Source organism: Pseudomonas sp. R15(2017) (assembly GCF_002112685.1).
In the GTDB taxonomy this organism is placed as follows: domain Bacteria; phylum Pseudomonadota; class Gammaproteobacteria; order Pseudomonadales; family Pseudomonadaceae; genus Aquipseudomonas; species Aquipseudomonas glycinae.
Window position 1 is genome coordinate 112,568 of record NZ_NEII01000010.1, and the last position, 13,850, is coordinate 126,417.

General features: G+C 61.7%; 14 protein-coding genes and 1 pseudogene. 11 read left to right on the forward strand and 4 right to left on the reverse strand.

Annotated features, from left to right (window positions below; all coding sequences use genetic code 11):
- Positions 1 to 20 precede the first annotated feature (20 nt).
- Complete coding sequence (locus tag CAF77_RS20640; protein WP_007957912.1) at positions 21 to 803, reverse strand: aldolase; 783 nt, start codon at positions 801 to 803, stop codon at positions 21 to 23.
- Positions 804 to 911: 108 nt separating this feature from the next.
- Between CAF77_RS20640 and CAF77_RS20645 the strand changes: the two genes are divergently transcribed.
- Positions 912 to 1,454, forward strand: a complete 543-nt coding sequence (locus CAF77_RS20645) for a helix-turn-helix domain-containing protein (RefSeq protein ID WP_011332854.1) — start codon at positions 912 to 914, stop codon at positions 1,452 to 1,454.
- Here the strand turns inward: CAF77_RS20645 and CAF77_RS20650 are convergent, their stop codons facing one another.
- Positions 1,455 to 2,474 (reverse strand): DUF4917 family protein, encoded by a 1,020-nt coding sequence (locus CAF77_RS20650; protein WP_064383019.1) that lies wholly within the window; start codon positions 2,472 to 2,474, stop codon positions 1,455 to 1,457.
- A 155-nt stretch (positions 2,475 to 2,629) separates the two neighbouring features.
- Between CAF77_RS20650 and yiaY the strand changes: the two genes are divergently transcribed.
- Positions 2,630 to 3,778 carry an L-threonine dehydrogenase gene (yiaY, locus tag CAF77_RS20655; protein WP_085655543.1) on the forward strand — a complete coding sequence of 383 codons (1,149 nt, stop codon included), beginning with the start codon at positions 2,630 to 2,632 and terminating at the stop codon, positions 3,776 to 3,778.
- On the opposite strand, the gene CAF77_RS20660 is transcribed toward yiaY, so the two are convergent.
- On the reverse strand, positions 3,775 to 4,941 hold the full coding sequence (locus CAF77_RS20660) for an MFS transporter (protein WP_064383022.1): 1,167 nt from the start codon (positions 4,939 to 4,941) through the stop codon (positions 3,775 to 3,777). The genes yiaY and CAF77_RS20660 overlap by 4 nt on opposite strands.
- Positions 4,942 to 5,157: 216 nt before the next feature.
- Between CAF77_RS20660 and CAF77_RS20665 the strand changes: the two genes are divergently transcribed.
- The 4 genes from CAF77_RS20665 (at position 5,158) to CAF77_RS20680 (ending at position 9,700) form a co-directional block, all read left to right on the forward strand.
- Entirely contained in the window at positions 5,158 to 6,066 is a 909-nt protein-coding gene (locus CAF77_RS20665; RefSeq protein WP_085655542.1) for a LysR family transcriptional regulator, read from the forward strand.
- 103 nt (positions 6,067 to 6,169) lie between these two features.
- Positions 6,170 to 7,363, forward strand: coding sequence for a CaiB/BaiF CoA-transferase family protein (locus CAF77_RS20670; RefSeq protein WP_085655541.1), 1,194 nt, complete (start codon positions 6,170 to 6,172; stop codon positions 7,361 to 7,363).
- Positions 7,360 to 8,286, forward strand: a complete 927-nt coding sequence (locus CAF77_RS20675; protein WP_085655540.1) for a hydroxymethylglutaryl-CoA lyase — start codon at positions 7,360 to 7,362, stop codon at positions 8,284 to 8,286. The genes CAF77_RS20670 and CAF77_RS20675 overlap by 4 nt, the downstream gene beginning before the upstream one ends.
- 82 nt (positions 8,287 to 8,368) lie before the next feature.
- On the forward strand, positions 8,369 to 9,700 hold the full coding sequence (locus CAF77_RS20680; RefSeq protein ID WP_011332861.1) for an MFS transporter: 1,332 nt from the start codon (positions 8,369 to 8,371) through the stop codon (positions 9,698 to 9,700).
- Between the two features lie 34 nt (positions 9,701 to 9,734).
- On the opposite strand, the gene CAF77_RS20685 is transcribed toward CAF77_RS20680, so the two are convergent.
- Positions 9,735 to 10,223, reverse strand: coding sequence for a DMT family transporter (locus tag CAF77_RS20685; RefSeq protein WP_085655539.1), 489 nt, complete (start codon positions 10,221 to 10,223; stop codon positions 9,735 to 9,737).
- A 78-nt stretch (positions 10,224 to 10,301) separates the two neighbouring features.
- Here CAF77_RS20685 and CAF77_RS20690 point away from each other — a divergent pair, with 78 nt between their 5' ends.
- The 5 genes and pseudogenes from CAF77_RS20690 to CAF77_RS20710 all read left to right on the forward strand — a co-directional run bounded on the left by CAF77_RS20690 (position 10,302) and on the right by CAF77_RS20710 (position 13,848).
- Positions 10,302 to 11,213 (forward strand): LysR substrate-binding domain-containing protein, encoded by a 912-nt coding sequence (locus tag CAF77_RS20690; RefSeq protein WP_170928997.1) that lies wholly within the window; start codon positions 10,302 to 10,304, stop codon positions 11,211 to 11,213.
- Between the two features lie 20 nt (positions 11,214 to 11,233).
- On the forward strand, positions 11,234 to 11,971 hold the full coding sequence (locus tag CAF77_RS20695; protein WP_085655537.1) for a hypothetical protein: 738 nt from the start codon (positions 11,234 to 11,236) through the stop codon (positions 11,969 to 11,971).
- Positions 11,972 to 12,006: 35 nt separating this feature from the next.
- Positions 12,007 to 12,726 (forward strand): hypothetical protein, encoded by a 720-nt coding sequence (locus tag CAF77_RS20700; protein ID WP_085655536.1) that lies wholly within the window; start codon positions 12,007 to 12,009, stop codon positions 12,724 to 12,726.
- Between the two features lie 4 nt (positions 12,727 to 12,730).
- Positions 12,731 to 13,147, forward strand: a complete 417-nt coding sequence (gene fos, locus CAF77_RS20705; RefSeq protein ID WP_085655535.1) for a fosfomycin resistance glutathione transferase — start codon at positions 12,731 to 12,733, stop codon at positions 13,145 to 13,147.
- Between the two features lie 60 nt (positions 13,148 to 13,207).
- Positions 13,208 to 13,848, forward strand: a pseudogene (locus tag CAF77_RS20710) (LysE family translocator).
- Positions 13,849 to 13,850 lie beyond the last annotated feature (2 nt).

The window sequence follows — 13,850 nt, forward strand, 5'->3', positions numbered from 1 at the left end:
GCTCCGCAAGGATGAAGTGTTCAGTTCAGGCAATCGGCGTGCTGACGCAGGTTCTGCCGGGCGTAGTAGTTGAAGGCCGCGGCGTGGCGTTTCGGTTTCGACACCCAGTCATGCGCCTCGCGACCCAGCTCGGGAATGATCGGCTTGATCGTCCCGGCGGCCATCGCCAGCAATTGCAGCTTGGCGGCGCGCTCGATCAATTGCGCGATGACACAGGCTTCCTCGATGGTCGTCCCAGTGGACAGCTGTCCGTGGTGGGAAAGCAGGATCGCCCGCTTGTCGCCCAACGCCCCGGCAATCAGTTCGCCTTCTTCGTTACCCACCGGCACACCCGGCCAGCCTTCGAGGAACGCACAATCGTCGTACAGCGGGCACAGGTCCATGTGGGAAATCTGCAGCGGCACTTCCAGCATCGACAGCGCGGCAATGTGCGTTGGGTGAGTGTGAATGATGCAGTTCACGTCCGGCCGGGCGCGGTACACCCAGCTGTGGAAACGGTTGGCCGGGTTGGCCATGCCGTGGCCTTCGAGCACTTCGAGGTCTTCGTTGACCAGCAGCAGATTACTCGCGGTGATTTCATCGAAACCCAGCCCCAGTTGCTGAGTGTAGTAAGTGCCCGGTTGCGGGCCACGGGCGGTGATCTGCCCGGCGAGGCCCGAATCGTGGCCGTTCTCGAAGAGGATCCGGCAGGTCAGGGCCAGCTTTTGCCGGTCTGTCCACGTATTATCCGCCAGGCTTTTTTGCATCTGGGTCAGCGCTTGCTTGACCAGTTCGTCTTTGGGTAGTGCTAATGTCTTCGCCATATCCGTGTCCTGTGGTGGTTGCCATGGATGACACTTAAGAGGCTATATGACACTTTGTGTCATTGGCAAGGACAAATCGTCTTTCCTTTGCTGGATTAATCGCTTCGCATGTCTATCCGTTTGAAATTATTGAGAAAAAAACTTGGCGTAACCCTTGAGGCACTGGCCGAGAAATCCGGCATGACCAAGAGTTATCTGTCGAAGGTCGAGCGCGGGTTGAACACGCCGTCGATAGCCGCCGCGCTGAAACTGGCCAAGGCGCTGAACGTGAAAGTCGAGGAGCTGTTCTCCGAAGACAACGTCAGCCTCGACGGCTACAGCCTGGTGCGCAGCCACGAACGCCAGTCGCTGGCGGCCAACGACCACAGCCCCGGCTACGCGGTGCTGGCCCATCAGGTCAGTGAGCGCAGCCTGCTGCCGTTCATCATTTACCCGCCGAGCGAATTCACCGACAAAACCTTCAAGGAACACTTGGGCGAGGAGTTTCTGTTTGTCCACGAAGGCCGGGTCGAAGTGGACTTCGTGAACGAGCGGGTGCTGCTGGAACGGGGCGATGCGCTGCACTTCAATGCGCAGAAACCCCATCGCATCCGCTCAGTGGGCGAAGTGCAGGCGCAGTTGCTGGTGGTGGTGCACAGCAGCGAGGAGTGATCAGACCTCAACCGGCACCGACAGCTTGGGATTGCCCAGCGCATGGCTTTTGGAATCAAAGAACCGCAACGCGACGCCCGTGCCCTCGAACAGCTTCGCGTAATGCCGCTTCTGGTGCTGGATGAACGCCGCGCTGCGCGGGTAGATCGAGATCGCCACGGTCTTCGGTGTCGCCAGACGCAGGGCGCGCACGAGGTGGCTGTCCTGTTCGCCGAGGGCGTGGCCGAAGATGCACAGGTTGTCGCCGTGTTCGAGTAACTGGTCGTAGCAGAACGACAGATAATCGGAACTGCGGATGGTCTTGAGCTTGTCGGCGCTCGGCCCTTCGTTGACGAACAGCGGCACATCATCCAGCGTCTTGATCGTGTTGTTGATCGCGAAACTACCGAGCAGCGTGCCCTCGGTGGCGGTCAGCTTGCGTGCCGTGCCGTCTTGGTTGCGCACCAGATGCAGACCGCCGTGCAGGTACAGCAGACGCGGTTTTTCAGTGTGGCTTTCGCACAGATCGAAACTGGCGTCGGGGCCGTTGAACAGGTCGTCGATGACCTCGCCCTGATGTTGCAGGGCCCAGTAATTGAGCAAATCGTAATTGGTGGTGAACACCGTGCGATAACTTGCCAGCTCGCTGTTCAGGGTTGCCAGGGTCGACGCTTCGATCAGCCGCCACGGGATGTGTACCGCGTGCACGGTGTTGATCAGCGCTTCCTTGATCGCGTAGTAGCGGTTACGCGGCGCGGCCGAGCTGACGGCCAGCGCCTTGTTGACCCGACTGGTGGTTTTCAGCGCGCCGAGCACCTGCTCGAAGCTGCGCGTGTGCAGGGCGTCGAACACGCTCAGTTCCGACGGGCTCAACGGTTTTTCTTCCACCGTGCGGGCGTTTTCGAACAGCGAGTCGTAGCCGAAATCGTCCCACACCGCGCGGCTGGCGCCGTTGCCCAGCAGCAGGCCACTGAAGTCGGTGGTGGCGCGCAACGCGTTCCAGTCTTCGAGTGTGGCGTCGACATCCAGAAAATCGGTCATTGCAGGGCACGTCTCAAAACAGAGGGGCAGATGGACGGCGACTTTATCACGAGCGGGCATTGAGCCAGATCAACATCCGCCGTGACCGATCGGTCGATCCTTTGCGCACCCGCCGAATTGCAAGCATCGATTTGGCCCCAGCCAGGAGACGCGCCATGAGCAGCACCTTTTTCATTCCCGCGGTAAACATCATGGGCAGCGGCTGCCTTGACGACGCCATGAACGCGATCCGCAACTACGGTTTTCGCAAGGCGCTGATTGTCACCGATGCCGGGCTGGCCAAGGCCGGCGTGGCGACGATGATCGCCGAGAAACTGGCGATGCAGGACATCGATTCGGTGGTCTTCGACGGCGCCAAACCCAATCCGAGCATCGCCAACGTTGAGTCAGGACTGGCGCTGCTCAAGGAGAGTCGCTGCGATTTCGTGGTGTCCCTCGGCGGCGGTTCGCCCCACGACTGCGCCAAGGGCATCGCCCTGTGCGCGACCAACGGCGGGCAGATCCGTGACTACGAAGGCGTCGATCAATCGACCAAGCCACAACTGCCGCTGATCGCTATCAACACCACCGCCGGCACCGCCAGCGAGATGACCCGGTTCTGCATCATCACCGACGAAACCCGCCACGTGAAAATGGCCATCGTCGACCGCAACGTCACGCCGCTGCTGTCGGTCAACGACCCGGCGCTGATGGTTGCCATGCCGAAAAGCCTGACCGCCGCCACCGGCATGGATGCGCTGACTCACGCGATCGAAGCCTACGTCTCTACCGCCGCCAACCCGATCACCGACGCCTGCGCACTGAAAGCCATGACCCTGATCAGCAACAACCTGCGCCTGGCCGTGCGCGACGGCAGCGACCTGGCGGCGCGGGAAAATATGGCCTACGCGCAGTTCCTCGCCGGCATGGCGTTCAACAATGCCTCCCTTGGCTACGTGCATGCGATGGCGCACCAGTTGGGCGGTTTCTATGACTTGCCCCATGGTGTTTGCAACGCGGTGCTGCTGCCCCATGTGCAGACGTTCAACGCACAGGTCTGTGCCGGTCGTCTGACCGATGTGGCCCACGCCATGGGCGCCGACATTCGTGGCTTCAGTCCGGAAGAGGGCGCCAAAGCCGCGATCGATGCGATTCGTTGCCTGGCCAGGGACGTGGAGATTCCCGGTGGCCTGCGTGATCTCGGCGCCAAGTGCACCGACATCCCGGTGCTCGCCGCCAACGCCTTGAAAGACGCTTGCGGCTTCACCAATCCGCGAGTGGCGGATCAGCGGCAGATCGAGGAGATTTTCCGCAGCGCGTTTTAAGCGGGCTGATGATCGGGCGTTAACCTCGTGCAGAGCAACGCGCCAAATGCCAGAACGCAGCACAGCATCGATAGCGGCCACGCCTGCGGACCAGCGAGCAGGCTGGCCATCGCGCCGATCAGTGCAGCCATCAATTGGTGGATGAAACCGCTCAGGGCCATCGCGTAAGCGCCGGCAATCGGCGCTCCATCGTTGGCCCGTGACAGGCTGATGGGATAGTTCAGCGACTGACCGAACACGGCGACGCAGTAAGGAAACCAAAGCAGCCAGGCCATCGAGCTGGCCAACAGGCTGCCAGCCAGCATCACGCCAGTGCCTGCCATCACCAACCCGACCCCCAGTGTCATCAGCCGGTGTTGACCGGTACGCAGCACAAAGCGATTGACCGCCAGCGCCGCCAGAAAATAAGCCGCACTGATCGGCCAGCCCAACAGCCCGTATTCGGTCGTCGACCAGTTGAACGGGCCTTGCAGAATCAACGGCGCAGCGCTGTTGAACGCGATGATCACGCCATAACCCAGACCGCCCGCAAGCGCCGGCAGCAGAAACGCCCGATGGATCAGGATCGTTCGATAGACCTCCCAGGGCGAAGCGGTTGTGGGCGCTTCGATGAGTTTCGGGAAACTAAGGCGCGAGACTATCGCGGCCATCAACAGGCTGACCGCGCCCAGCAGATAAAAGATCGCCTGCCAGCCCAGCGTCACCTGAATGAGCGAACCGGCGTATTGCCCGATCCCGAGCGCGACAACGAACGAAATCGAAATCCACGACAACGCCTTCGCCAGCAGATCCCCCCGAAAGCTGTCACGAATCAGCACCCGCGCCATCACCGAAATGCCGCTGGCGCCGATCCCCTGAAGCAGTCGCAGCAACAGGAACGATTCCAGCGTCGCACCCTGCGGCAGTGCCAGATTCGCCAGGCCATAAATTCCCAGCGCCGCGAGCAGCACCGGTTTGCGGCCGATGCGCTGCGCCAGACTGCCCCAGAGCAGCATCGGCAGCGCCATGCCGATCAGGTACAGCGACAACCCCCAGGCCACCTGTGTTGCATCGACGTGCAAGTGCCCGGCGATCTGCGGCAACGCCGGCAGGTAAATGCTCATGCCCAACTGGGCGAGGAACACGGTGGAGCAGGTGATGAGCAGGATAAGTCCGGGGTTCATGAGTCGTCCGTGGGGGCAGAGATGTTCGCTTTCGGTCAGTAAAAAACCAAGCGAATGATACGTCAGGCCATAATCGGCTGTGTCCGGTAGTGCTGTGTGCCTTTTCAATTTTTCCTGTAAGCGTTGCCAGTGTTGAATGCAAGGCAATTGAGTGTCTGCACGGGGCGCAACCCGGCTATCCTGCCGGATCAACGAACCCACGTTATCGAGCTTGCCATGCTGCAAAAAAGCCTGATCCGCCGCCTCGACCTGATCACCCTGCAATTGTTCGTCGCCGTCCACGAGGAAGGCACGTTGACCCGTGCCGCCTCCCGCGAGGCGATTGCCGTGTCGGCGGCGAGCAAGCGTTTGATGGAACTGGAGGAAGCGCTGGGCATCAGCCTGTTCGTGCGCCAGGCCAAGGGCATGACCCTGACCCCGGCCGGCGAAACCCTGTTGCACCACGCTCGGCAGATGTTGTTCAACGTCGAGAAAATGGGCCTCGAACTGGGCGAGCACAGCCACGGTGTGCGCGGCTATGTGCGGATGCTGGCGAACCTGTCGGCGATCATTCAGTTTCTCCCCGAAGACCTGCGCGATTTCACCGCGCAACAGCCGCAGGTCAAGACCGATCTGGAAGAGCGGCCCAGCGCCGGCGTGGTTCAGGGCGTGCTCGATGGCGTGGCGGATCTGGGCATCTGTTCCAGTGACAGCGACATCAAAGGCCTGCACAGCGTGCGCTATCGCCGGGACAAACTGGTGGTGGTGATGCTGCCCGAGCATCCGTTGGCGGTGCGCGAATCCGTGGCGTTCAGTGAAACCCTCGACAGCGATTACGTCGGTCTGCACGCCGCCAGTTCGATCAATATGCGCACCCACGCTGCCGCGCGGCAGGCCGGCAAGGTGTTGCGCATCCGCATTCATGTGCCGGGCTTCGATGCCGTGTGCCGGATGGTGCAGGCCAACATGGGCATCGGCATCCTGCCGCAGCGGGCTTATGAGTTGTTCGGTCGGGCGCTGGGGCTGCAGGCGGTGCCGCTGACCGATGGCTGGTCGGATCGTGACTTGCTCGTGGTGGTGCGTGACGAGTCCGGGCTGTCGCCGGTGAGCCGGATCCTGTTCGAGCATTTGCGCGCAGCCAGCTGAGCGTTCGCGTTTGGCGAACGGCCGTTGCCGAGTGACGGCTGGATCGCAGCCATGACGTTCCTCTAGCCTTGGCCGCAATTCCAAGAACAAGAGGTACCCCGCGATGACTGCCCCTTTGAGTGCGATCAAAGTGATCGAAATCGGCACCCTGATCGCTGCGCCGTTTGCCGCGCGGATGCTTGCCGAATTCGGCGCCGAAGTGATCAAGATCGAAGCCATGGGTCAGGGCGACCCGCTGCGCAAATGGCGCAAGCTGCACGAAGGAACGTCGCTGTGGTGGTACCTGCAATCGCGCAACAAGAAATCCCTGGCGCTCAATCTGAAATCCGCCGAAGGCATCGAGCTGGTCAAGCAACTGGCGCGCGATGCCGACGTGATCATCGAAAACCTGCGCCCCGGCGCCCTGGAAAAACTCGGCCTGGGCTGGGACGTGCTGCACGCCCTGAACCCCAACCTGACCCTGGTGCGCATTTCCGGCTACGGCCAGACCGGCCCTTACCGTGACCGCCCCGGCTTCGGTGCGATCGGCGAGGCCATGGGGGGCATTCGCTACACCACCGGCACACCCGGTTCGCCCCCGGCGCGGGTCGGAGTCAGCCTCGGCGACTCACTGGCTTCGCTGCACGCGGTGATCGGCGCGCTGATGTCGCTGCTGCGGGTCAAGACCGGGCAGGGCGGCGGGCAGGTTGTCGATGTGTCGCTGGCCGAAAGCGTGTTCAACGTCATGGAAAGCCTGGTGCCGGAATACGACATGCTCGGCCATGTCCGCGAACGCAGCGGCGGCGCGTTGCCGGGCATCGCACCTTCCAATACGTACCTCACGGCTGACGGCTCCTACGTGGTGATCGCCGGCAACAGCGACCCGATCTACAAGCGCCTGATGCAGGTCATCGGTCGGGATGATCTGGCCGAAGCCGAAGAATTCGCCCACAACGACGGTCGTGCCGCGAAAAGTGGACTGCTCGACGCCGCCATCACCCACTGGACGAGCAGCCTGCCGATCAATGACGTACTGGCGGCGCTGGAAGCCGCCGAAGTGCCGGCCGGCCGCATCTACTCGGTGGCCGACATCGTTGCCGATCCGCACTATCAGGCCCGGGACATGTTGCTTGACGCCGCGTTGCCCGGCGGGGCGACCGTGAAGATGCCGGGCATCGTGCCCAAACTCTCGGAAACCCCCGGTGGTGTGAACTGGTCGGGCCCCGGCCTCGGTCAGCACACCGATGGCATCCTCGCCGGTCTCGGCCTGACCGCTTCTGACATCGAACGCCTGAAAAGCCAGGGGGTGGTGCAATGATCAGCGATTACTCGCAGACCCTGATCGTCCAGGAAGTCTCGCCCCGGGACGGCCTGCAGATCGAGCCGACCTGGGTCGAAACCGAAGACAAGATCGCCCTGATCGATCAACTGTCCCGGGCAGGATTCAGCCGCATCGAGGCCGGCTCGTTCGTCTCGCCGAAAGCGATCCCGGCCCTGCGCGATGGCGAGCAGGTGTTCAAGGGCATCCAGCGTCAGCCGGGGGTGATTTACGTCGCGCTGATTCCCAACCTCAAGGGCGCGCAACGGGCACTGGAGGCTGGCGCCGATGAACTGAACCTGGTGATGTCCGCCAGCCAGACTCACAACCTGGCGAACATGCGCATGCGGTGCGAAGCCTCGCTGGCGGCGTTTGGCGAGATCGTGAGCTTCGCCAGCGGCTCGGGCGTGCGGCTCAACGGCAGTATCGCGACGACTTTCGGTTGTCCGTTTGAGGGCAGGATTGACGAGGATCGCGTGCTGCAAATCGTCGAAGCCTATCAGGCACTCGGCATTCAGGGCATCACCCTGGCCGACACCACCGGCATGGCCAACCCGCGACAGGTCGACCGACTGGTGCGGCGGGTGTTGCAGCGGGTTTCGGCGGCGGATCTGACTCTGCACTTTCACAACACCCGAGGCCTGGGATTGTGCAACGTGCTGGCGGCTTACGAAGCGGGCGCCCGGCGTTTCGACGCGGCATTGGGCGGGCTCGGCGGTTGCCCGTTTGCGCCCGGCGCGTCGGGCAACATCTGCACCGAAGACCTGGTCAACCTCTGCGATGAAGTCGGCATTCACACCGGCATCGATCTGCCTTTGCTGCTGAAACTGTCCCGTGGCTTGCCCGCGCTGCTGGGCCACGAAGTGCCGGGGCAACTGGCCAAGGCCGGACGCAATTGCGATCTGCACCCGATCCCCACCTGATGTCACACGCTCACTGACTTACCCCCAACCAGACAACAAAAACAATCGGACGCCCACCGGCAGTCCGCCTGGAGAAAAAACTATGAGCCTCAATGTAATGGAGGCGGGCGCAAGCTCGTCCGTCGATCACGATGCCGAAAAAGCCCTGGTCAGCAAGGTCGCCTGGCGCCTGATGCCGTTGATCATGGTCTGCTACCTGTTCGCCTTCTTCGACCGCATCAACATCAGCTTCGCCAAGTTCCAGTTGCAGGCCGACCTGAGCCTGAGCGACACCGCTTACGGTCTCGGTGCCGGTCTGTTCGTGGTCGGTTACGTGCTGTTCGAAGTACCGAGCAACATGATGCTGTACAAGGTTGGCGCGCGGCGCTGGATCGCCCGGATCATGATGTCCTGGGGCGTGGCGACGGCGCTGATGGTGTTCGTCAACAGCGAATGGCAGTTCTACGTGCTGCGCTTTCTGATCGGCGCGATGGAGGCCGGTTTCGCCCCCGGCGTGCTGTATTACCTGACGCTGTGGTTCCCGCAGCACTTCCGTGGCCGCATCACTTCGATGCTGTTCCTGGCCTCGGCGTTTGCCGGGCTGGTCGGTGCGCCGTTCTCCGGACTGGTGCTGGAACACCTTGATGGCGTGTTGCAGATGCGCGGCTGGCACTGGTTGTTTCTGCTCGGTGGCGTGCCCTGTGTCGGCCTCGGGTTTTTGGTACTGACCTTGCTCAAGGACCGCATCGAGGACGCTCACTGGCTGACGCCGGAAGAGAAAAAACTGCTGGCCAGCCGCATCGCCCATCATGAACCGCACAAGAGCGGCGGCTCGTTGCTGGCGGCGCTGAAAATTCCGGGTTTCCTGACTTTGGGGCTGATCTACTTCCTGATCCAGGTTGCGTCCTACGGCTTGAATTTCTGGGCTCCGCAACTGATCCGCAGTGCCGGCACCGAGAGCCCGGTGATGATCGGCCTGCTGACCTCGATCCCCTACATTTGTGGTGCGATCAGCATGGTGGTGATCGGTCGTCTGTCCGATGCTACGGGTGAGCGGCGCAAGTTTGTCGCGGGGCTGGTGATCGTCGGCGCCATCGGCTTTTTCAGCGCGGGGATTTTTGCCAGCCACACCACGTTTTTGATCGTCGCTCTTGGCTTGTTGGGCGCCGGGATCATTGCGTCGATTCCGAGCTTCTGGACCTTGCCACCGAAACTGCTGGCGGGTGCCGGGGCCGGTGCGGCGGGCGGGATTGCGGTGATCAATACACTGGGGCAGTTCGGCGGCATCGTCAGTCCGGTGATGGTCGGCCGAATCAAGGACCTGACTGGCAGTACCACACCGGCACTGTATGTCATCGGTGTGGCGGCACTGATCGCGGCGGCGTTGCTGCTGTGGGGGCTGCCGCAGAAATTGCGCACACTCGACAAGTACTGAGTTTCCGGGCTGGTCGTTCCGATCACGCGAACGATCAGCCCGCCGGTGCCAAGGACCTGGCGGCCGAGTCACCAAACTGGATCAGCACCACTCCCGCCATCAACAACAGCGCTCCGAACAGGCGCGGCAACGTCAGATGTTTCTCTACCAGCCCGAACAGGCCGAAGTGATCCAGCACGATTGACGTGATCATTTGCCCGGCCAGGGCCAGCGCCAGAAATCCCGAAGCCCCCAGCTTCGGCAGCAACACCACCGCCAATGCGACGAAGCACACTCCGAACGCGCCGCCGGTCCACATCCACAGCGGCAGCTTGCTGGCGAGGGCCAGTGACGGCAACGGCAGGCGCAGGGCGACAATCACCGGCAACAAAACCAGCACGCTCACCACCAGCGAGGTGAACGTCGCCCACAGCGGATGCCCCAACCCCCGCGCCAGGTTGATATTGATCGCACTCTGAAACGGCACCACCGCCCCGGCAAATACTGCCAACAGCAGCAAACCGACCCACTGCATCGTTCCCATGATCGTTCTCCGGCAAGGTTTTGCTGGACTCTAGAGTATTCGTCGCGCAGATTTAAATTCTGTTTTGGTATCCGGAACATGCATCAGATGAATGATCTGCGGCGCATCGACCTCAATCTACTGGTGATCCTCGACGCCTTGCTCAGCGAGCAACACGTGACCCGCGCTGCCGAGCGTCTGCACCTGAGTCAACCGGCGGTCAGCCACGCGTTGGCGCGTCTGCGCGACTTGCTCGGTGATCCATTGTTGGTGCGTGCCGGTTCGGGGCTGGTGCCCACCGCGCGGGCGCTGGAGCTGGCGGCACCGCTGGCGGAAACCCTGGCTCAGGTGCAATCGCTGTTGGCGCCGAACACCTTTGATCCGGCCAGCGCCCGTCGGACCTTTCGCCTCGCGATGTCCGACTACGGCGCGGCGCTCATCCTGCCCGGGCTGATTCGCACCTTGCGCGCGGAAGCGCCGGGCATTGATCTGCAAATCAGCCACGCCAGCCGCGAAGGCATGGTCGAAGGCCTGCTTAACGGCGACATCGACCTTGCTGCCGGCGTGCTCCCTGAGTTGCCCGGCGAACTGCGCAGCACGCCGTTGTTCGAAGAGCGCTACGTCTGCCTCCTGGATCGTCAGAGCCTTCCCGCCGGAGGTGTTCTCGACTTGCCAACCTATCTCTCCCGTCCCCATGTCTTGCTGGAAATGCGCGGCAGCGGCACCCCGGAAATCGAACGCACCCTGACCGCCCTGCGTGAACGCCGCCGCGTCGCCATCAGCCTGCCGCACTGGAGCGTTGCGCCGCGGTTCATCAGCGGCACGGATCTGATCCTGACCGTGGCTTCGCGAGCGTTGAATGAGGTGGATGACGAATCGCTGATCGTCCTGCCGCCACCGTTTGAAATTGCACCGTTCACGTTTGTCTCGGCGTGGCACAAGCGGCGGTGCGGGGATCAGGCGTTGAACTGGTTGAATCGGCGGATTGAGCAGGGGATAGTGCGCGGCTGAAAAACATCAAGGAGCGGGGCGTGACAGTGAAGTCTGGGGTCGTTGGTTGGGTGGCGCTGTGTGGGGCGTTGATGGCGGGGCAGGTGTTGGCTGATTGTGTGCCTGCGCCGGTGATCGGTGATCTGGATTTCTCCGTGTGCAAGCAGTGGCCGGCGTATCCGGGGTTGAACATCAGCGCGGATGCGAAATTTGAGCGCAGCTCCGTGCCGGGTGGCACCGACACGAGCGGCACTTATGATTTCAATTTATCGCTCATTAAAAGCGACCAAACGGAACCGGTTGCCACTTATCACCAAGCCTCCGCTTTCTTCTCGGGTGGGGTGGCATTGCGAGATCTCTCGCTCGATACCGCGCGCTACAAGCTCACCCCTGAGGTACGGGCGTTTGGCGTTCGCGTGCAATTCACCAATGCCTCTCGCCTCAACCCGCTTGAGGAAACGCACCTCTCTCTTTATGTGAGAGAGGGCGATAAGTTACGTCCCGTGCTCAGTCAATTAGTGGTTTATGAGTACGGCGGCGAATGGGACGGTGATTGCGCCGGCGAGCGATATGAGACGACCAGAACGGTAGAAATCGCCAAGACCAGCTCCCATGGTTATGCCGATCTGATCATCAAAACCAAGACGACAGGGACGACCAATGTCGTCGAAGGCGACACTTGTGAAGATAAGATCAGTGTCAGCAGCCCTGAACTGACAACCCTTCACTACGACGGAAAATCATACGTTTTGCCTAAAGGTTTCAAAGCCATCGAGTGATACAGAGCCAACGCGACTTATTTCAAGGAAGAACAATGTTTACCCCAACCCGACTTCTCATCGTCCTAGGCTTCCTGGCCGTAACCACTCAGGCCCACGCCGCCTGTGAGATCAAGAAATTCGACGGTCACTCCCTGTCACGCTGCAAAGTGTGGCCGGCCTTCCCGGACAAGGCGATCTCGGCAAAATCTACCTTCGTGTCCGACTCCGAAGGTGATCACGACGGCGTTTTCGATCTTGAGTTGTCGCTCCTCAACGCCGCGAATGCCAAGCCTTTGGCGAGTTACGTCAAGCCTGGAGCCTATAACTCCGACGCGATCCGCTTCGATGACTTGAAGATCGATACCGCGCGATACCGCCTGGCGTCGGACGTTCGTGCCTTTGGCCTGCGTTCGGATTTCGCCGACCGTCTCTCAAGAGCCAACCCCTACGCGAAAACCGATTTGGCGCTGTATGTGCGCGAAGGCAGCAAGTTGCGACCGGTGCTGGAAGGTCTGGTCATTCGGAAAGAATTTGGCGAGGGTAGCGGGGAGTGCGAAACCAAGGACACGAAAATCCTCAGGACAGTGGAAATCGGCTCGTCCAGCCATAACGGGTTCGCTGATCTGATCGTCTCCTCAAGTGGTGTGGTGTACACCTCGACCCAGTCAGGCAAAGAGTGCGTTTCCAAAACCACCGACCTGACCAAAACCCAAATCACCCTGACCTACGACGGCAAGCAATACCTCATCCCCGAAGACCTCCGAGGTTACTGACCCGATGCTCACCGGCCTCAACCACCTGACCCTCGCCGTCACTGACCTGGACCGCAGCCTCGCGTTCTACCGTGACTTGCTGAAGCTGCGAGTCGAAGCCACGTGGGACGCCGGTGCCTACTTGTCGCTCCCGGGTCTGTGGTTGTGCCTGTCCCTCGATCCGAAGCGCCATCCCGAGCCCGCCGCCGACTACACCCACTACGCCTTCAGCATTGGCGCGGCGGATTTCCCGCTGTTCGTGCAACTGCTTCGCGCCGCCAACGTGCAGGAATGGCGCGACAACCGCAGCGAAGGCGCGTCGTTCTACTTCCTCGACCCGGACGGTCACAAGCTCGAAGCCCACGTCGGCGATCTGGCCTCGCGACTGGCCGCGTGTCGGCAAAAGCCCTACGCGGGCATGGGTTTTTTCAACGAGCCGTGATCATCCGTTAATCGCTGATATAGACTGGCGGCCACGTTTTCCGGGACTTGCAGGTTTTCCATGACTCCATCGTTGCTAATGGCCGTGCTGGCCTCCGGTTTCATCTACGGCATCACGCCGGGGCCGCGGGTGTGCTGGCGGTGTTCGGCATCGGCGCCGCGCGCGGGCGGCGGGCCGGGGCGGGGTTTCTGTGTGGGCATCTGCTGGGCGATGTGATCTGGTGCAGCACTGCGCTGATCGCGATTGTCGGCGCCCGGGAAATCGGCAGCACCGCGTTCGATGTGCTCGGCGTGCTCAGCGGCCTGTACCTGTTCTGGCTCGGCTGGCGCGCGGTGCGGGCCAAGCGCAGCAATGGCGATCAGCCCCAGGGCGCGGCGCGTCAACCGTTCTGGCACGGCATCCTGTTCGGCCTGACCAACCCCAAGGCTTACCCGGTCGCAGTGGCGACTTTCACCGCGCTGCTATCGAGCCGTGCCGAACTGCTCAACTGGTCGATGTTGCCGATGCTGATCGCCTTGAGTTTCCTCGGCGGATTGCTCGCCTACGCTATCCTCATTGGCATCGTCGGGGCGCGCCAGGTGCGCACGTTGTACCAGCGTCATGAACTGGCGATCACCCGGTTGTGCGGGATCATGTTCATCGGTTTTGCCATCAACGCGCTGGTGCATGCGCTGCCAGGGCTGATACCGAACAAGGCTTGAAA